This is a genomic window from bacterium 336/3 (assembly GCA_001281695.1).
Lineage (GTDB): Bacteria > Bacteroidota > Bacteroidia > Cytophagales > Thermonemataceae > Raineya.
Genome location: LJIE01000001.1, coordinates 1449999 through 1468583, shown reverse-complemented (window position 1 = coordinate 1468583; position 18585 = coordinate 1449999). Strand labels below are relative to the sequence as shown.

15 protein-coding genes and 2 pseudogenes are annotated in these 18585 nt (G+C 32.6%); 7 read left to right on the top strand and 10 right to left on the bottom strand.

Features of this window, described 5'->3' with window-relative positions:
• Positions 1-4: 4 nt before the first annotated feature.
• Together AD998_06980 and AD998_06975 are read right to left on the bottom strand one after the other, a co-directional pair.
• Positions 5-538, bottom strand: a complete 534-nt coding sequence (locus AD998_06980; GenBank protein KOY85920.1) for a hypothetical protein — start codon at positions 536-538, stop codon at positions 5-7.
• 69 nt (positions 539-607) lie between these two features.
• Complete coding sequence (locus AD998_06975) at positions 608-1318, bottom strand: hypothetical protein (protein ID KOY85919.1); 711 nt, start codon at positions 1316-1318, stop codon at positions 608-610.
• Positions 1319-1519: 201 nt separating this feature from the next.
• On the opposite strand from AD998_06975, the gene AD998_06970 reads away from it, so the two are divergent.
• From AD998_06970 to AD998_06960, 3 genes are all read left to right on the top strand, one after another.
• A complete protein-coding gene (locus AD998_06970) occupies positions 1520-2557 on the top strand; it encodes a 23S rRNA (adenine(2503)-C2)-methyltransferase (GenBank protein ID KOY85918.1) in 1038 nt (345 codons plus the stop codon).
• 203 nt (positions 2558-2760) lie between these two features.
• Complete coding sequence (locus tag AD998_06965; GenBank protein ID KOY85917.1) at positions 2761-4044, top strand: hypothetical protein; 1284 nt, start codon at positions 2761-2763, stop codon at positions 4042-4044.
• Between the two features lie 64 nt (positions 4045-4108).
• Positions 4109-4972, top strand: coding sequence for a hypothetical protein (locus tag AD998_06960; protein KOY85916.1), 864 nt, complete (start codon positions 4109-4111; stop codon positions 4970-4972).
• Positions 4973-5009: 37 nt separating this feature from the next.
• Here AD998_06960 and AD998_06955 read toward each other — a convergent pair whose 3' ends face one another.
• From AD998_06955 to AD998_06945, 3 genes are all read right to left on the bottom strand, one after another.
• Positions 5010-6380 (bottom strand): cystathionine beta-synthase, encoded by a 1371-nt coding sequence (locus tag AD998_06955; GenBank protein ID KOY85915.1) that lies wholly within the window; start codon positions 6378-6380, stop codon positions 5010-5012.
• A 110-nt stretch (positions 6381-6490) separates the two neighbouring features.
• Entirely contained in the window at positions 6491-7027 is a 537-nt protein-coding gene (locus AD998_06950; protein KOY85914.1) for a hypothetical protein, read from the bottom strand.
• A 22-nt stretch (positions 7028-7049) separates the two neighbouring features.
• On the bottom strand, positions 7050-8834 hold the full coding sequence (locus tag AD998_06945; protein KOY85913.1) for an elongation factor 4: 1785 nt from the start codon (positions 8832-8834) through the stop codon (positions 7050-7052).
• 145 nt (positions 8835-8979) lie between these two features.
• Between AD998_06945 and AD998_06940 the strand changes: the two genes are divergently transcribed.
• The 3 genes from AD998_06940 to AD998_06930 are packed head-to-tail and all read left to right on the top strand — an operon-like array spanning position 8980 to position 11207.
• Positions 8980-9258: a hypothetical protein gene (locus AD998_06940; GenBank protein KOY85912.1), complete on the top strand. Its 279-nt coding sequence runs from the start codon at positions 8980-8982 to the stop codon at positions 9256-9258.
• A 46-nt stretch (positions 9259-9304) separates the two neighbouring features.
• A complete protein-coding gene (locus AD998_06935; protein KOY88098.1) occupies positions 9305-10090 on the top strand; it encodes a hypothetical protein in 786 nt (261 codons plus the stop codon).
• 4 nt (positions 10091-10094) lie between these two features.
• Positions 10095-11207 carry a hypothetical protein gene (locus AD998_06930; GenBank protein KOY85911.1) on the top strand — a complete coding sequence of 371 codons (1113 nt, stop codon included), beginning with the start codon at positions 10095-10097 and terminating at the stop codon, positions 11205-11207.
• On the opposite strand, the gene AD998_06925 is transcribed toward AD998_06930, so the two are convergent.
• The 5 genes and pseudogenes from AD998_06925 to AD998_06905 all read right to left on the bottom strand — a co-directional run bounded on the left by AD998_06925 (position 11198) and on the right by AD998_06905 (position 15120).
• The gene (locus AD998_06925) at positions 11198-11800 is read right to left on the bottom strand and encodes a hypothetical protein (protein ID KOY85910.1); all 603 of its coding nucleotides are present in this window, start codon (positions 11798-11800) and stop codon (positions 11198-11200) included. The two genes, AD998_06930 and AD998_06925, sit on opposite strands and share 10 nt — an antisense overlap.
• Positions 11801-11860: 60 nt before the next feature.
• On the bottom strand, positions 11861-12307 hold the full coding sequence (locus AD998_06920; GenBank protein KOY88097.1) for a hypothetical protein: 447 nt from the start codon (positions 12305-12307) through the stop codon (positions 11861-11863).
• A gap of 131 nt (positions 12308-12438) precedes the next feature.
• Positions 12439-13105: pseudogene (locus AD998_06915) on the bottom strand (hypothetical protein).
• Positions 13106-13109: 4 nt separating this feature from the next.
• Positions 13110-14381, bottom strand: a complete 1272-nt coding sequence (locus AD998_06910; GenBank protein ID KOY85909.1) for a hypothetical protein — start codon at positions 14379-14381, stop codon at positions 13110-13112.
• Positions 14347-15120, bottom strand: a pseudogene (locus AD998_06905) (hypothetical protein). Before AD998_06905 ends, AD998_06910 begins: the two are co-directional and overlap by 35 nt.
• Positions 15121-16619: 1499 nt before the next feature.
• On the opposite strand from AD998_06905, the gene AD998_06900 reads away from it, so the two are divergent.
• On the top strand, positions 16620-18566 hold the full coding sequence (locus AD998_06900) for a hypothetical protein (protein KOY85908.1): 1947 nt from the start codon (positions 16620-16622) through the stop codon (positions 18564-18566).
• Positions 18567-18585 lie beyond the last annotated feature (19 nt).

The window sequence follows — 18585 nt, the reverse complement described above, 5'->3', positions numbered from 1 at the left end:
AATACTAATTTTCTCGGATAAATTCTCCTTGAAATGAGATTTTTATATCATTTCCTACAAGCCAAGCACCATTGTCTAAAATGGTATTCCAAGTAAGTCCGAAGGCTGTTCTACGAATACTAGCTTTAGCTTTAAAACCTGCCTTAATATGTCCCCAAGGATCTTTTTGAATACCTGTATGTTCTACCTCTACAGTTGTTGTTAGCGTAACATCTTTGATGGTAAGCCTTCCCTGCATCTCAAACTTTTTTTCTGCAATTTTATGAAAATTATTGCTCATAAATCTGATTTCAGGAAAATTTTCTGCATCTAGAAAATCCTCAGACATCAAATGTTTGTCTCTAGCTTCGACATTGGTAAAAATCGAATTTGCATCTGCTTTTACTTCTACTTTGGCATCCGAGAAATCTGCTTTAGTGGTTCGTATTGTAATATCAAAGTTTTTCATCAAACCTATTACTTCTGCAATTACCATATGGCTGACAGCAAACTCTATACTAGCATGTTGTTTATCTACTTTCCAGACAAAATCGTTCATAGTTTGTTTTTGGTATATACAAAAACTGTCAAGGTTACTCCTTGACAGTTTTTTGTTTGTTATATTTGATTACTGAGCTGCTACTGTTGAAATTTTAAAACCTACATGAACAGTTGGTCTGATGAATTTATCTTTTAATTTTGCTTCATCAGTTCCATACTCCATACCCCAGTCTTTACGATTAATGTTAAATTTAGCTTCTGCTTCTACTTTACCATTTGCTACATTTACTACAGCAGGGAAAGTAACAGATTTTTTCACACCTTTCAATTCTAAGTTACCTGTAATAGTATGAGTAGGGTTTGCTAAAGTGTATTCTTTGTCTTTTTCATCTACTTTTTTAGTAGTATCTGCTTTGTAAGCCTCTACAGAAGTTACCTCAAAAGTAGCTGTTGGGAATTTCTCTGCATCAAAAAAATCAGGGCTTTTCAAATGTCCAGCTAATTTGCCATTTCCTTCTTCTTTTTCAGGAATATCTAAAACTTTTAAAGAAGCTATATCCACTACAAATTTACCAGCAGCTATGTTGTTTTCTTTTACAGAAATTGAACCTTCTTTCAAATTAAAAGTTCCATTGTGTTTGCCTGTAGGTTTTGTACCTACCCAAGTTACAGTACTTGTAGCCAAGTCCAATTTAAGTTCTTGAGCATCAGATTTTTTAGTAGTATCTACTGCTTTTGCATCAGTAGTTTTTGCATCATCGCTTTTAGGAGCTTGCTCACAGCTTGCAACAGCCATAGCACCAGCCAATAAAATAGAAAGAGTCTTTAAACTTTTCATAAACTTTTTGGGTTTTTATATTAGATTTTGATGATGCAAATATATGTTACAACTTTTAATGTTGCAACACTTTTTTGTAATATTTTTATAAAACCCTCAAAATATTAATTTTATAACGTAATTATCACAATATTGTTTTATCAAATTTTCGATTAAAAAACCTATCTTTGTGATTATTTTACTTATTTCTTCCAAATACACATGCAAAAGAAAGACATCAGAGGGCTTAGTTTAGAAGCATTACAAGATTTTTTGAAAGAGCATAATCAGCCTACTTTTAGAGCGAAGCAAATATACGAATGGCTATGGCAAAAACAAGCTCAAAGTTTTAATGAGATGACCAATTTACCAAATACTTTCAGAAATTTGCTGACTGAGCATTTTGCTATCCACAAAATTGCCGTTCATACCAAACAAGTAAGTTTGGATAGAACAATCAAGTCTTCTTTTAAACTATTTGATGACCGTTTGGTTGAAGGTGTTCTGATTCCCACAGAAAAACGCATGACTGCCTGTATTTCTTCCCAAGTAGGTTGTTCATTAGATTGTAAATTTTGTGCCACTGGCTACATGAAACGTGAACGCAATCTTGAGCCTTATGAAATATATGAACAAGTAGTTGCCATTGCTGAGCAAGCACAAAGTCATTATCAAATTCCTCTTTCCAATATCGTTTTTATGGGTATGGGTGAGCCTCTTCTCAATTATGCCAATGTACTCAAGGCTATTGATAAAATCACTTCTCCTGAGGGCTTAGGAATGTCATACAAACGCATTACAGTTTCTACGGCTGGTGTAGCCAAAATGATTATGAAATTGGCTGATGATGGTTTCAAATGTAATTTAGCACTTTCATTGCATGCAGCCAATGACGAAAAACGTAGTCAGATTATGTCAATTAATGATTCCAACAAGCTTTCTGTACTCAGAGATGCCTTGAAATATTATTATACCAAAACTAAAAATCCTTTGACTTACGAATACATTGTATTTAAAGATTTTAATGACGGTTTAGAAGATGCTGAGGAACTCTATCGTTTTACAAAGCATGTACCTTCTAAAGTAAATATTATTGAATATAATCCAATAGAAGAAGCTGATTATGTGAATACTGATTTGGATAGATTAGACCAATTTGCAAACTATCTAAGAGATAAAGGTGTAACTGTGAAAGTGCGTAGAAGTAGAGGAAAAGATATTGATGCTGCTTGTGGACAATTGGCTGGGAAAAATAATTAAATTTTCATGCAACCTTTTCAAATAAGTGATTGTCTTTGATACAAAAACACTTACACTTATGAAAAGGTTAAACAATATTCAGTATCAAAATCTCGTTTTCTTGAAAATATTTTTAGGTAGCACATTTTTGATGAGTGCTTTAAAGATGTTTTTAAGCTAAGACATACTTTTACTAAAGTTTTACACCCATTTTTAAGTATTTTATGAAAAACTTACTGAATATTATTGCTCTATGCACTTTATTTTGCTTTCATAATGTTTATGGTCAAGATAGTTTGCATCGTCCTAAACTATTTATCAACTGTTCTTCTTGGGGGTGTTATGAAGATTATGTAAGAACAGAACTTTCGTTTTTTGATTTTGTACGAGATAGATTTCAGGCAGATGTACAAGTTCTCATCATCAGACAAGAAAATGGGGCTGGGGGAGCAAGTTATACTCTCAATTTTATTGGACAAGGCAGGTTCAAGTCTCAAACTGATACTCTCAAGTTTTCTACTAAGCAAGCTGATTCGGATGATATGATTAGAAAGAAATTAGTTTCTAATCTTAAAATAGGGCTTGTTCCTTATATAAAATCAACAGATTTTTTAGATCAAATAACTATTGATTTACCCAAAAGAAAAACAGAAGATGCTGTTATCAAAAAAGACCCTTGGAATTTTTGGGTTTTTACAGTAGGAATGAATGGCTCATTAACAGCCGAAAGCAATTCTAAAAACTTTAGTCAAAATAGTTTTGTCAATATCAATCGGATAAAGCCAAACCTAAAACTGCAATTTAACGCCAGTTATAACACCAATAAATCTGAGTTTATATTCCCTGAACAGGATTCCTTAGGAAATATTACAAGTACAAAAGTAACTGTTCGTAATGAAAGCCACTCAGCAAGTGGGATTTTAGTAAAAACCATTAACGAACATTGGTCGTGGGGTGGATATTATCAAAACTGGTCATCTGTAAGAAGTAATATTGATTTTGGACACTCATTAGCCCCTGCCATTGAGTACAATATTTTCCCTACTTCTAAAAATACTCAAAAACAATTTCGTTGGATAGCCCAAACAGGAGCTTGGAATTTGGATTTGAAGAGAATCAATGAAAGAGATAAAGATACAGAAATGCTCCCTTTTTATAGGATAGATGGTATCCTTTCTCTCACACAGCCTTGGGGAAATATAGAAGCTGGTGTGGGTGGTCACCAGTTTTATTTAGAAAAAGAACTGTACCGATTTGATGGATATTTGAATGTAAATTGGCGTGTTTTTGAAGGATTTAATTTTTATATGTGGTCTGGGGCTTCTTATATCAAGGATCAAGATTTGTACCTTCCTAAAGGTTCTATTGATAGAAATGCTGTACTTTTACAAGGAGCTATTCTACCTACTAATTTTAGTTATTATGCTTATTTTGGGGTAAGTTATACATTTGGCTCTATCAACAATTCTGTGGTAAACCCTCGAATGAATGGAATGATATTTAGATAAAATTCTTCAAATAGCTATTTTTTATAAAAAGTTGTGTTGGATATGACACAACTTTTTTGTTTATTTGTATAGTATGCTTATTTACAAATATTTATATATCATTTTAATTAGTTTGTTTTTGGCAAACTGTTCAGAACCTTCCCCACCTCCACCTGCTCTCAACAATGATTGGCAAAAAATGGGGTTGAGAGGGCGTGTTAAATATTGTTTTTACGAAAATCTTGAGAAGAATGCTAATATGCCTAAATCCTTCCTCTATGATAGGGTTTATCATTTCTCTCAAGATGGACGTTTAATTTTATCCAAAGAAACGGTTCATCCCATTCCTGATTGTGGATATAATCCATATATTTCAGCCTCAATGATACTAATCAAATACAAGTATTATCCCAATGGTGCCAAAGCCATTTTTCAGTATTGGGAAAATTATACCAGCAGTTTTGCTATGATAGATAGCTGGCTTTATGATGTGGAAATTCATTATCCTAAAGACCATGCTATAAAAATACATCATGTAATGGAAAAAAAAATAGAAACATACGATAGCCTGCAAAAAATTCGTATCAAGCAATCTTATTCTTTTCGAAACAATCGTATGTATCTCTATGAATATCATACAGAATATGATAGTTCTATGCACACTTCATTTTTTAAGGAGCATTCTTGGAGTAGTGATGTAAACATGAATATCAGAAGAAATATTATAAAACTAGAAAAGCTTCTTAAAAAGAAAACTTTTCCAGACAGTACTTATCATATTACTTATGCCATTTTTAATAGAAGGGACTCTAGCATGGATACTACTATTATTTTTGTTCCTAATCCTTCACACACCACAGATACATACAAATACGATAAACATGGTAATTGGATTGAAAAAACATCCAGATATGGCGACCATGTAAAACGAAAAATAGAATACTGGTAAAAGAAAAGGCGTTGTAAATACAACGCCTTTTCTTATTTTAGTTTGTCATAGCAGCTAATAAATCTGCTTGTGTAATGATATGAACCTTGTTTTCTTCGTCTCTGACAAGTAAAGCTTTGGTTTCTTTATCGATAAGTGATGAAAGCACATCCAAAGTATTATCCAAACCTACAAATTTAAAAGGTTGTCCCATCACATCTTTTACAGGCAAATCTTTTACTTCAGGGTTTTCAATAATTTGCTCTAAGATTTTAGAATCTGTCAAACTACCTACAATCACATCTCCCTCTGTTACAGGAACTTGAGAAATACCTTCTTTGGTTATTTTACGAATAGCATCTGCCACTTTGGTATTCACATCAATGGTAGAGAGGCTGTCCTTTCCGTTTCTGTTTCTGATAATATCTCTGGCTGTTGCATAATCTGCTTCCAAGAAACCATGATTTTTCATCCACTCATCATTGTAGATTTTATTGAGGTATCTTGTTCCATGATCAGGCAGGATAATCACCATTACATCTCCATCTTTCAGGTTTTCTTTGGCATATTCTAAAGCTCCATAGACAGCTGAACCACAAGACCAACCCACAAACAAACCCTCTTCACGAGCCAAACGGCGAGTCATCAGGGCAGCATCTTTGTCTGTAACTTTCAAGAAATAATCAATCAAATCGAAGTTTACGTTTTTAGGCAAAATATCCTCTCCAATACCTTCTGTCATGTATGGATAAATCTCATTTTCATCAAAAATACCCGTTTCTTTGTATTTTTTGAATACTGAGCCATAAGTATCAAGTCCTAAAGTAAATACATCAGGTTTTTTTTCTTTTAGATATTTTGAAACCCCACAAATTGTTCCACCTGTACCCACACCTGCTGCATAATGCGTAATTTTACCTTCTGTTTGTTTCCAAATTTCGGGACCAGTCGTCTCATAATGAGCAGCAAAATTAGAAAGGTTATCGTATTGATTAGGGTAAAAAGAATTTGGAATTTCTTTGTTGAGTCTGCGAGCTACCGAATAATAAGAACGAGGGTCATCAGGAGATACGTTTGTAGGACAAACCACCACTTCAGCACCAACAGCTCTCAAAATATTCATTTTTTCTTGCGATTGCTTATCAGACATGGTAAAAATACACTTGTACCCTCTTGCCACAGCCGTAAGAGCAAGTCCCATACCTGTATTGCCAGAAGTACCTTCGATGATAGTTCCACCAGGTTTTAACAAGCCAGCTTTTTCAGCATCATCAATCATTTTGACAGCCATACGGTCTTTTACAGAATTCCCTGGGTTGAGGTATTCTACTTTTACAAGTATCGTTCCTTTGATACCTTTGGTTACTTTCTGTAATTTTACAAGAGGCGTGTTTCCTACTGTCTCTATAATGGAATTGTAATATTGCATAAGTTTTGAAAGATGTTGTAGAAAACAAAATTATAAAAATTGCTTAAAATTATAGTAAGAAAAATGAGTTTTTTGGATTTGATAGTGTAAGAACTAATACTAGATAAGTTTTATTTTGCTATTTTAAACAACAAACCTTTTATTTTTTCTTTTTCAAGAGTCATTTCTATTTCATCAATAATTTTTTTAGAAGAAAAAGTGTAAACTTTGAGTTTTACCTTTATATATTTCTGGTCATATAACAATAAAATCATATCTTTAAGGACATATTTTTTATTGATACTTACCAAACTTTGTTCTTGAATTGCTCCATGATCTACATACAACTTCCAGCTTTCAACAAATTTCAACTTTTTTCCATTCAAATTTATGATTATTGTATCTTGATACCTCAATAATGCCCTAATACTCAAAATAGTTACTTTATGAGATCTTGTATCTATTGAATTTGCTTTAAAATCTATCCTTATTTCTTGACCTAAATGAGAGGTATTTAAAGAATCTAAAATTACATATTTTAGATTCCAAGCTCCTTGTGAAAATCCCTTTAAAGAAAAGAAAATTATAAAAATCACTAATTTCAATTGGGTTTTATAGTATTTTTTCATTATCCTATAAATAGTATCTAATCTAACAAAAAATCCCAACTTTAAAAGTTGGGATAATGTTTTATTCTAATTTCAAAACTGCCATGAATGCTTCCTGAGGAACTTCTACCGTTCCAATTTGTCGCATACGTTTTTTACCTTTTTTCTGCTTTTCTAAAAGTTTACGTTTACGAGAAATATCACCACCATAACACTTGGCAATTACGTTTTTACGCAAGGCTTTTACAGTTTCTCTGGCTACAATTTTCTGTCCGATAGCTGCCTGGATAGCAATTTCGAACTGCTGACGAGGAAGTAATTCTCTGAGTTTTTCACAAAGACGTTTTCCCCAGTCGTAAGCTTTTTTACGGTGAACAATGGCAGAAAGAGCATCCACAGGCTCACCATTGAGCATAATATCGAGTTTCACCATGTCCGATTCTCTCCAACCAGCTAATTCGTAGTCAAGCGAAGCATAACCTCTAGAAATGGTTTTAAGTTTGTCAAAGAAGTCGAATACAATTTCGGCAAGTGGCATATCGAAAGTAAGTTCTACTCTATCAGAAGTCAGATATACTTGGTTCTTAATAACACCACGTTTATCCATACAAAGTGTGATGATTGCCCCTACATAATCAGATTTTGTGATAATCTGAACTTTTACAAAAGGTTCTTCGATGTAGTCAATATGCACAGGATCAGGCATTTCTGAAGGAGCTTGGATACGAGATTCCTCACCTTTGATGTTAAATACCTTAAACTGTACTGAAGGAACAGTGGTAATCACAGTCATATCAAACTCACGCTCCAAACGCTCTTGAATGATTTCCAAATGTAGCATTCCCAAAAATCCACAACGGAAACCAAAACCCAAAGCAGCCGAAGTTTCAGGCTCCCAAACTAATGAAGCATCATTGAGTTGGAGTTTTTCCATCGCTTCACGTAAATCTTCAAATTCAGAAGTTTCAACGGGATAAATACCAGCAAAAACCATCGGTTTTACATCTTCAAAACCCAGAATTGCCTCAGAAGCAGCATTCATATGGGTAATGGTATCTCCTACTTTTACTTCTTTGGCTTGTTTGATACCCGAAATCAGGTAGCCTACATCTCCACATTCAATTTGATCACGAGGTTCTTTTTGTAATTTTAATACACCTACTTCATCAGCAAAGTATTCTTTGCCTGTTGCTACGAATTTTACTTTATCACCTTTTTTGATTGAACCATTTTTCACTCGAAAAATAACCTCAATACCTCTGAAAGAGTTAAAAACAGAGTCAAAAATAAGAGCCTGCAATTTTCCGTCTGCTTCACCTTTGGGGGCAGGTACACGAGTAATCACAGCTTTTAAAATATCTTCAATTCCAATACCCTCTTTACCTGATGCATGGATAATATCTTCTCTTGGGCAACCAATTAAATCTACAATTTGGTCAGAAATTTCTTCGGGCATTGCCCCTGGTAAATCTATTTTATTGAGTACAGGGATGATTGTCAAATCGTTTCCAATTGCCAAGTATAAGTTTGAAATTGTCTGAGCCTCAACACCTTGCGATGCATCTACAATTAACAAAGCCCCTTCACAAGCAGCAATGGAACGAGATACTTCGTACGAAAAATCCACATGCCCAGGTGTATCAATGAGATTGAGTGTGTAAATTTCTCCTTCATAAGTATATTTCATCTGGATGGCGTGGCTTTTGATGGTAATACCTCTTTCACGCTCCAAATCCATATCATCCAAAACTTGTGCCTGCATTTGGCGTTTATCTATTGTTCCTGTAAACTCCAAAAGTCTATCTGCCAAAGTACTCTTACCGTGGTCAATGTGGGCTATAATACAAAAATTACGTATGTGCTTCATTTTTCAACTCAAATTAGACTGCAATTTAATATTTTTTGAGCAATAAGTAAATCTTTTGAGTAAGGATTATGTTTTTATTTTGTTGTATGTTTTGTAGAAGCAACATTTTTTAGTAAATTTCCTAAAATCTAAACAATTTAAAATTATGCTTACAGATGCTCAAAGAAGGAAAATGGAAAGTTTGAAAGAAGAGTTTGGACTTTCTAACTACGAAGCCTTGAAAATGGTGGTAGAAATGGAAAAAGTAGATACACTCAAAACTATTTCAGCTATGATGTTGGGGGGAAATTTCGCCAATATGTTTGGTCAGAATATGCAAAAAGATTTTGGCAATGTTGCTGAAAATATTTCCAGTATGCTTGGAGGATTCTTTAAGAAAGATTTTAGTAAATACACAGACAAAAAAGCAGATAGAGATGAATAAACTTATAAAGAAGCCTTTTTATTTTTTTTTGCTTTTCATTTCGTTGATGAGCAATGCACAAGTTAGACCAAAATTGGCAGAAATTTTTAAAGAAAAAGAGGGTAATGTTTATAAAATTTATGCTCGTAACACCAATTTCTGCCCTATTTCTGTTTTTTTCACATATACAGCCACCAATACTTGTGGATTTCCTTCTGAGAGAGTTTTGGTAGAAGCTCAAGCTCAAAAACAATATTTGTTTACAATTAAAGCTTGTAATACGAAGGATGCTTATAATTTCAATTATAGATATACTTATTGGCTTGGAGATACAGATTTAAAATCTACTGATAAAGATTTTGTATACATGCTTCCTTTTTCTGAAGGCTCTTCTTACAAAGTAATGCAGGGTTATAATGGTTCTTATTCGCATCAGAATGAAAACTCTATAGATTTCAAAACACCTGAAGGCTCTAAAGTTGTTGCTATGCGAGAGGGAGTAGTCATAGCTGTTAAAGAAGACTCCAATAAAGGTGGCCCTAACAGCTCTTATGCCAATGATGGAAATTATATACTCATTCACCACTCTGACAATACATTTGGTTTGTATTACCATTTCAAACAAAATGGATGTGTGGTTAATGAAGGTGATGCAATAAAACAAGGGCAATTAATTGGTTATAGTGGCAATACAGGTTGGTCTTCAGAACCTCATTTACATGTCAATATTTGTTCTTACAAGCCACAAGTTAATGACAAAAACATGATTACTTATGAAACTTTTTTTGCCACAAAGGGTAATAAGAAGACCTTTTTACAAAAAGATAAAACCTATACTTCTGTAATGCCCTAATCGTATGCAGAAAGCTGTGTTTGTATCTGTACTTAAGCCAGTGGATGATATTCGCTTGTTTCAGAAAATTGCTCAAGCATGGAAAGAAGCAAACTACGAAATACACAGCATTGGCTTTGAGGCTTCGGTACAGAATTTTTCTTCAATATTTTTTTATCCGATATTCAATTTTAAGAGATTAAACATCAAACGGCTTTTTGCAGGTTGTTTGGTGTTTTATTATTTGCTTCTAATACGCCCTCAACACATTGTTTGTAGTAGTATAGAAGCTTTACCGTTCTGCATATTTTTTAAGATATATACATTAGGGAAAACAAAGGTTTTTTATGATGTACAAGAAAATTACTATCTCAACATTTTACATACAAAAGTATATCCTAAAATATTACGCTATCCCTTAGCTTGGGTTATTAGAAGTGTGGAATGGTTCTGTTCATTTTTTGTTACATACTTTTTTCTGGCAGAACAATGTTATGTCAAAGAATTAAATTTTCTTGGAAAGAAATTTATAATCCTTGAAAACAAACCTCTCCAAAGATTTTTTCAGGAAAGCACTCCCCCTCCTTTAACAGTCCGTAAATTTGCTTTGGTAGGCACAATAGCCGAAGAATATGGGATCTGGAAAGCTCTTTCTGTTTTTGATAAAATTCAACACTACGAACCTGATTCACAATTACTGATTCATGGAAAATGTGCAAAAAAAGACCTTTATGAAAAACTTAAAAATCTTCAAGACAGACACGTTGTTTGTAAAATCAGCGAAAAACCCGTTCATTATGAGGATATTATCAGAGCAATGAAACTCGCTGATGCAATTCTGATGCCTTATGAAATTAATAAATCGTATGAGAAACGCATTCCTACAAAGTTTTATGAGGCGATGGCTCTCAATAAATGGATTATTGTTTCTGATAATTACTTTTGGCAGAAATTCTTTATAAAAATGAACTACCTAAAAGTTTTTTTCTTGGATTTTGATTCTTTAGATATTGCTCTTGATTTATATGAGTTGTTAGAAGTTACAGCACAAAATTCTGAATATCAGAACTATGTAGTTCAAGAAGATTTATTTTGGGAACACGAACAAAAAAAATTATCTCAGGTAATTCAGTTCTGATTTTGTTTATACATTTTAAAGGCTGTATAAAATATCCATAGGAAGTAAAAAAGGAAAACTATTCTTTGTCCAACCCCTGGTATGTGAGGAAATACAAAAGCCCAAGCTCCAAATACAATAGAAAGCCATGTAAATGTGAGCGTTGGCATAATCACCCCTTTCCAATACACTGATTGTTTCATGAGTTTTGGAGTAGTAAACGCTCCTATCAAAAAGAAAATATATGAACCAAAAGAACCTATGGTGTGTAGTAAGGAAGAAAGAGAATTTCTATTCTCCATATCTATTGGAAATACCCCTGCTATAATCATAAAAAAACCACTCAGCATTAGTCCTATCATGGGCAGTCGATTAGACTTTTTAGGGCTTATAGCCTTAAACAGTCCCCACGAATACACCATAATCAATGTTCCTGTCCCCATAAAGCCTAAAAAATTCCAAATCCATAAATGGGGAGCGTCCCAAGAACCCATTTCACTCACAGCTTTTGTCATAAAACTGTACTCAGGTCTGAGCATGGATAATGCACTGTAAACCGTCCAAAATAAGATAGGAGCAAACATTCCAAATAAAGCAAATTGTTTTTGTGTCATATTCTTTGTATTTGATAACACAAAATTAGGTCTTTATTGTTTTGCTGATTTTGACATAAATCAAAAAGGAGTTTTTTCTGCTCTGATACGGCTTAGAGTTTCTTGTGAAATGCCTATATAAGATGCGAGCATACCCAAAGGGATTCGAGAAGCCTTATTTTTAGAATTTTTCAGAAAAAATTCATATTTTTCTTTAGCTGAATGAAATTTAAGAGAAACCATTTCTTCAGATAATTGTAGATAATAGATAGACATGAGCTGTCTGCCAAAACGTTCCATTTCAGCAAAATCTACAAAACATTGTTCCAAATCTTTGATTTTAATACCTATCAGTTTTGAGGGTTCTAAAGACTGTATGTAAAAATGGTCAGGAATATTTTTAAGGAAACTATACACGGATGTAATCCACTCTCCTTCTGCCGAAAAGCTATCTGTAATTTCTTTTTCCTGAGTTTTATAGAATACTCTTAAAAGTCCTGATTCTATAAAATACGTAGTATCACAAATTTTATGAGGTTTATGTAGAAACTTTCCTTTTTCTATAATATAAACTTTTGAAATCTTTTCTAATCTATCTCGAAGAGCCTCTGAAACTTCTACAAAATGTCCAATATGATGTACCAACGCTTCTATCATGGTTATCTCCTTTTTAAAGCTTCTTTTTTACTCAAATTGGATAATACATTTTCGTGTTCTGCTACAAAAGCGTCTACCTCCATAGGATTTGTTTTGGCATATTGCCTCAAAGCCCAGCCAATACCTTTTCGTACAAAAAAATCTTTGTGATGGGCTACTTCCAAAATATTTGAGTAGAGCAATTCTACATCAGTTTTTATTTTATAGGAAAGTTGAAAAATAATAGCCATTCGTATCAACCAGATATTTTCACTTTTAAGCCATTTACTTGTTATATCTTTTTTATATTCAGGATATTGCAAAAAAATAGTTACCTACAATTGAAGAAAATCCATCCACACTATCCCACCAAGATTTTGTAGTTATCAGCGTTTCAATATTCTCAATATCAGATTCCTGCATTTTCTTTTTAGCATATTTGCTCAAAAGTTCTATGGCACAATACTGAAACTCTCGTTCGTCTTGCTCCCAAAGGCTATTTACTACTTCCCAAACTTTTTTAGGCATGCCCTGCTCTTTCAAAACTTCCTTAAAAACAGCTTTTCGTTCAGGGCTTTTGATTCCTAAAAACTGAAATTTATTTTTCATGTATTTGGCTTGCGGAACAGCTATTTCTGGGTCAGCTAAAAATTCTAATTTTTCTCGGAGTTCTGAAATAAATTTAGACATACTTTTACAGACTATTTAAAACTTCTCTGATGGCTTTGGCTTTGAGCATACATTCTTCATATTCTTGCTCGCCAGAAGAATCGTATGTAATGGCACTACCTACTTGGAAAGAAAGATAGTGCTTTTTTGCGTCATAAAAAATAGTTCTGATAACTACATTAAAATCAAAATCGCCCATAGGATTTACAAAACCTATTGCACCCGAAAAAAGTCCTCTTTTTGTATTTTCGTAATGTTCAATGAGTTCCATTGCTTTTATTTTGGGTGCTCCTGTCATAGAACCCATAGGAAAAGCATTTTTTATTACTTCTCCAATGCTTATATTGGGTTTCATTTGAGCTTCAATGGTAGAAATCATTTGGTGTAATTGCTTGAAAGTATAGATTCCAAACATTTCTGTTACTTTGGTAGTACCTACCATGGCACTTTTGGCTAAATCATTACGCACCAAATCCACAATCATCATATTTTCAGCCATTTCCTTCTCACTATTTCTGAGCTTTTCTTTCTGTAAAAGGTCTTCTGTGGGATTTGCTCCTCTTGGAATAGTTCCTTTAATAGGCTGAGAGATAACCGTTTGTCCTTGTTTTTTCAAGAAACGTTCAGGAGAAGCACATAGAGCATATTTATCCTGAGCTTTTAGAAATACCGAAAAAGGCATAGGGCTACGCTTACACAGTGCTTTATACACTTGAATAGGCTCTATATGAGTATTTTTAGAAAAAAAATCTGTACAATAATTGAGTTCATAGATATCTCCTTCCAAAATATGATTCTTGATTTTATCTACATTTTGGCAATACTCTTGGTATGTTACACGAGTCTGGATAGTGCTTTGGGTAGCTATTTTTTCTTGGGAATCAATATTTTCCAAGATTTGCTTTTTCAAAACTTCATTTTCTATTGGAACGAAACATTCTACTTCTATTTGTCTGTCATTGAGCCAAGTAAATACAAATTCAGGTTCAAAACAAAGACTATCTTCAAAACCCAAATAATCAGGGTTTTGACTGGAGAGATTTTCGATTTGATTTTTCAAATCGTATCCTAAGTACCCAAAAATCCATTGGCTCTGAGGTAATTGTTCACTAAAAAAATTATATTCTTTTTTAAAGGAAGCTACTGCCAATATTTTTGGAAAACTCCCATTGGGGTAATTCTGTTGTTCTTTGTCAGGATTGAGAAAAATGCAATAAGAAAAGGTGTTTGCCCAATGTAAAAGAGTATTCTCAAAATCAGCATCAATATTCCAAAGAAATTTCATTGGATTGCTCATTTTTAATAGTTACTGTTTTTGAGGATATTTGATTGGGTAATATTATAATAAATTTTGTCCCTCTACCAAGTTCCGAATGTACTGTAATGTGCCCGTTTAATTTTATAACAGCCTCTTTTACAATATATAGACCCAATCCAGAGCCTTTGCTATCATAAGAAGCTCGATAAAACATATCAAAAATTTTATTCAAATGCTCATGTCCTACACCCACACCATTATCACCAACTGTAATATGTACTTTATCAGTTTTTACAACTATATCTATCTCTATGAAAGGATTTTCTTGGTTGAGATTATGATAACTGATGGCGTTAGAAATCAGATTATTGAATATAACTAATAAGCGTTTAACATCAGAATAAAAAGCTACATTTTGCTCAATTCTAATATTCTTCTTAATTTTATCGGATTGCTCTAAATAATGCAAGTTTCCATAAACCTCTTCTATCATCTCTTCCAAATTAATTTCCTGTGAAGCTACTTCCATTCTTGAGTTTCGAGAGTAATCAATAATATCTTTGATAAAATGATCAAGCTTTTGGATACTATTTTGCATCATTTCTAAATACTTAAAAACAGCTGTAGGGTCATTTTCAAGTTTAGCAATATTAATAAGCCCTAAAATAGAAGCCAATGGAGCTTTCAAGTCGTGAGAAGCACTGTAAACAAATCTGTCTAACTCTGTATTAATCTTTTTAAGTTCCTCATTTTGAGCTTCTAATTGCTCTTTAATTTCTTTAGTTTGTGTAATATCTCTGATAGCTCCATCAAAGTGCATATTACCTTCACTATCTTTTTGTACTATCAGACTCATCAAAGCCCAAAAGAGAGTTCCGTCTTTTTTACGAAACAAAACTTCTTCATTGTCAATAAATCCTGTTGTTAATAGTCTATTGATAATCTCATCTCTCCTTTTATTATCTGCGTAAAAATCTGAGGGTGTTATAGAAAAAATTTCTTCGTCTTCAAAGCCAAATAATTGTATAAAAGCCTCATTAGCATACACTAATCCATCTGGAGTACTTCGATAAATACCTTCTCTGATATTTTTACTAATAGAACTTAATAATTGTTGATTATGCTGAATCGTAATTTCAGCATTTTTTTGTCTGGTAACATTTTTACCATAAATAGAAGCTCCCACTATTTCATGATTGATGATAATGGGGAACAATTCTATTTGAATATATCTGTTGCCAAATTCAGGATAAAAATCTATGTATGTTTGTTTTTCTCCTGCAAAAGCTTTGTCGAAACGTTCTTTCCAAAATACAGTCTGTGGTAATTTTTGCATTTTCTCCAAGAAACTTTCTCCATAGCTTATACTTTCTTGGTAGGTTGTCCACATATATTGCATGAACTTTTCATTAAATTCAACCAACTTATACTCTCTATCCAAAAGCCAAATTGCCATATTACTGTTATCTACGATGGCTCTGAGGTTATACTCTTTATCTATAATTTTTTTATTTTGTTCTGATATTTCTTGTTGTTGTTGGTGTAGTTTTTGATTGGAGTGGTAGATAATTGTTTGGGCTACTATTTCACGCTGGGTCATTCGATAACGCTGAATAGCAATAAAAGTAGCCACAATAATACTTCCAATAATCAATAAAGATTCGTAATAGGCATGTGTATCAGTAAAATTATCTTTGACAGCAAAGCCGAAAAGAACAAAAGCGATACAACCTTCTATAATTATATGAGTAGTATTTATCAAAACCAATAAATGAATTGTAATATATCCAGAGGCAACCAATATCATAAAAAGTTCAGGAACTTCTAGCTTAGAGACTTGCATCATGAGCATTCCTGTTATGATAATGGAGTTGGAAAAAATATAATAGAAAGCTATATTCGCACTTTCTTTTTTCTTAAAAAGAAAGTAGGATAAAGAAATAAATGGTAAAATAAAAGCAACTGAATAGAAAGTTATGTTATTTTGCACACCACTAAAAAAGGCTATTATCAGACTAAATGCCATAATAGCTAAACTTACATAGAAGATGTATATTTGCTGTTTTTTGGCAAATATCAAGAGTTTTTTCCTGATGATTTGCTCAAAAATATCTTCTACTTTGGTGGTTTGATTAATCATTATAAAAATTCATTAAAATATAAAAGTATTATTTTCCTTATAACTTAGAAAAACTTACAAAATTAACATTTTTATAAACACTATTCAAAACTATGTACTTTCAAACTTTCACATACTGTTGTAATATTTCATTCAAAATGTACAAGTTTATTAAGAAATTGCTAAGAAATAAAGAATTTTCTTTTAAACAAAACACACTATATCTTATTTTTGTTTTTAATTTATATGCTTTCAATTTAACAGCTCAAATTCTTAACGATTCCACTCAAAATGTTTATGGAGTATCTACTACTCTTTTTACTCAAGAATATCGAGTAATTCAGAAAAAAGATTCCTTTTCTAAAATGGATACTTCACTCAAAAAATTTCACTCGTTTGATTTAGTAAGAAAAAATCGTTTTTTGTTTCAAGATTTAGGACACAATTTGGGTACTCCTGCCAAATCTATTTTTTATACATCACCTTCTCAAGTAGGTGTTCAATGGGGTATGAGAGCTTATGATTTTCATAAACTACCCACAGATAGTGTACGATATTATGATTCTCGTTCTCCTTATACTGATTTCACTTTTATACAAGGAGGAAGAGGTCAGCAAATTGCTGGTGTAGAGTTTACTAGAAATATCAATGCTCATTTTAATTTTGGATTCAAAATTTCTAGAACCAATACTTTTAGGCAATTTGCCGAAAGTGGTAATAGAACAGAAAATGCAATTTTAGAACAATATAATACTTTATTTTGGGCAAGATATTTCTCTAAAAATCAAAAATATAAACTACTGTTTCATTACTATAACTTTAGTAGTCCTCTCAAAGAACTTGGTGGTGTAAAAGGTGGAGCAAATCCAGATACCTTATATAGTTATGATGCAACCATTGCCTTGCTTGAGGGTTCGCCCAAAAGTTGGCACACCTACAATAGATTACGACTCTATCACGAATATAGTTTTGATTCTACTCGTAAATTTTCATTTTTTCAAGTGGTTCAGTTTGAACGTGAAAGAGATAATTATGTAGATGAGAGTTACTTAAAAAACCAGCAATTTTATATACAAAATGCAAAAGATTCAGTTCTTCCTGTTAATTATATTTATTCAAATGGTGTTTATGACGATTATAAGTTTCGATTACTTACCAATCAAATAGGTATCCGAACAAGTTTAAGAAAAGCAATTCTTTTGGGTTATTTTAAAAGAAGAGATTATGAACTTAATAGTTTTGTTGATGATTTTTATAAAATTAAAAATAGAAGCGAAAATTATTTAGGTGGACAGATTTTCATACCATTGCCTTTAAAATCTACATTAGAAGGTAAAGGTGAATATTGGATAGGTAGTAAAGATTATTTGCTTGAAGGGGTATTGAATAATCGTTTTTTGCAAGTTTTCATTAAAAGTTTGTCTGTATCTCCAACTTTAATGGAGAATCGTTATGTTTCGAGAATTGCCAACTGGAATAACCAAGATACTCTCAAAAATACATTTGTTCAAGAGTTATTTGCCCAAAGCTTTGTACCCTTCAAATTTGGTTTCATAAAGCCTTCTGCTCGTTATCAAATTATCACCAATCATACATATTTTATACGTGATACAGCCTTTATATTTCCCATTCAAGCAAAAAACACAATTCAAGTTTTGCAATTTGGATTAGAAACAAGATTTTCCATTAAAAACTTACATTTTGAAAATCAAATATTTTACACTCAAGACTTATCTTCTTCTAACATTATTCGCTTTCCAGAATGGCACCTTTGGGGTTCTTGGTATTATCAAAAAAGTCTGTTTAAAAATGCTTTGTTATTAAAAACAGGTATCGATTGGCACTATCGTACAGGCTATTATGCGGATGCTTATATGCCTGCTACCAAACAATTTTATCTACAAGATACCTTTTTTGTAAGAGCTTATCCTATTGTTGATATTTTTGCAAGTCTTCTTATCAAGAAAACGAGAGTGTTCCTCAAAATGAGCCATGTAAATGATGGTATTTTAGCCAAACCAGATAATGGTTATGTAGTTACCCCATTTTATGCAGGCTTACGTCGAACTTTTAGTTTAGGTTTTAGCTGGAGACTTTTTGATTAAAAACTTACATCATAGATAT

Coding starts and splice junctions, on each gene's coding strand:
- AD998_06970 (KOY85918.1), top strand. CDS start 1,520: ATGCAAAAGAAAGACATCAGAGGGCTTAGTTTAGAAGCATTACAAGAT.
- AD998_06955 (KOY85915.1), bottom strand. CDS start 6,380: ATGCAATATTACAATTCCATTATAGAGACAGTAGGAAACACGCCTCTT.
- AD998_06900 (KOY85908.1), top strand. CDS start 16,620: ATGTACAAGTTTATTAAGAAATTGCTAAGAAATAAAGAATTTTCTTTT.
- AD998_06940 (KOY85912.1), top strand. CDS start 8,980: ATGCTTACAGATGCTCAAAGAAGGAAAATGGAAAGTTTGAAAGAAGAG.
- AD998_06965 (KOY85917.1), top strand. CDS start 2,761: ATGAAAAACTTACTGAATATTATTGCTCTATGCACTTTATTTTGCTTT.
- AD998_06925 (KOY85910.1), bottom strand. CDS start 11,800: ATGACACAAAAACAATTTGCTTTATTTGGAATGTTTGCTCCTATCTTA.
- AD998_06910 (KOY85909.1), bottom strand. CDS start 14,381: ATGAGCAATCCAATGAAATTTCTTTGGAATATTGATGCTGATTTTGAG.
- AD998_06980 (KOY85920.1), bottom strand. CDS start 538: ATGAACGATTTTGTCTGGAAAGTAGATAAACAACATGCTAGTATAGAG.
- AD998_06975 (KOY85919.1), bottom strand. CDS start 1,318: ATGAAAAGTTTAAAGACTCTTTCTATTTTATTGGCTGGTGCTATGGCT.
- AD998_06945 (KOY85913.1), bottom strand. CDS start 8,834: ATGAAGCACATACGTAATTTTTGTATTATAGCCCACATTGACCACGGT.
- AD998_06935 (KOY88098.1), top strand. CDS start 9,305: ATGAGCAATGCACAAGTTAGACCAAAATTGGCAGAAATTTTTAAAGAA.
- AD998_06930 (KOY85911.1), top strand. CDS start 10,095: ATGCAGAAAGCTGTGTTTGTATCTGTACTTAAGCCAGTGGATGATATT.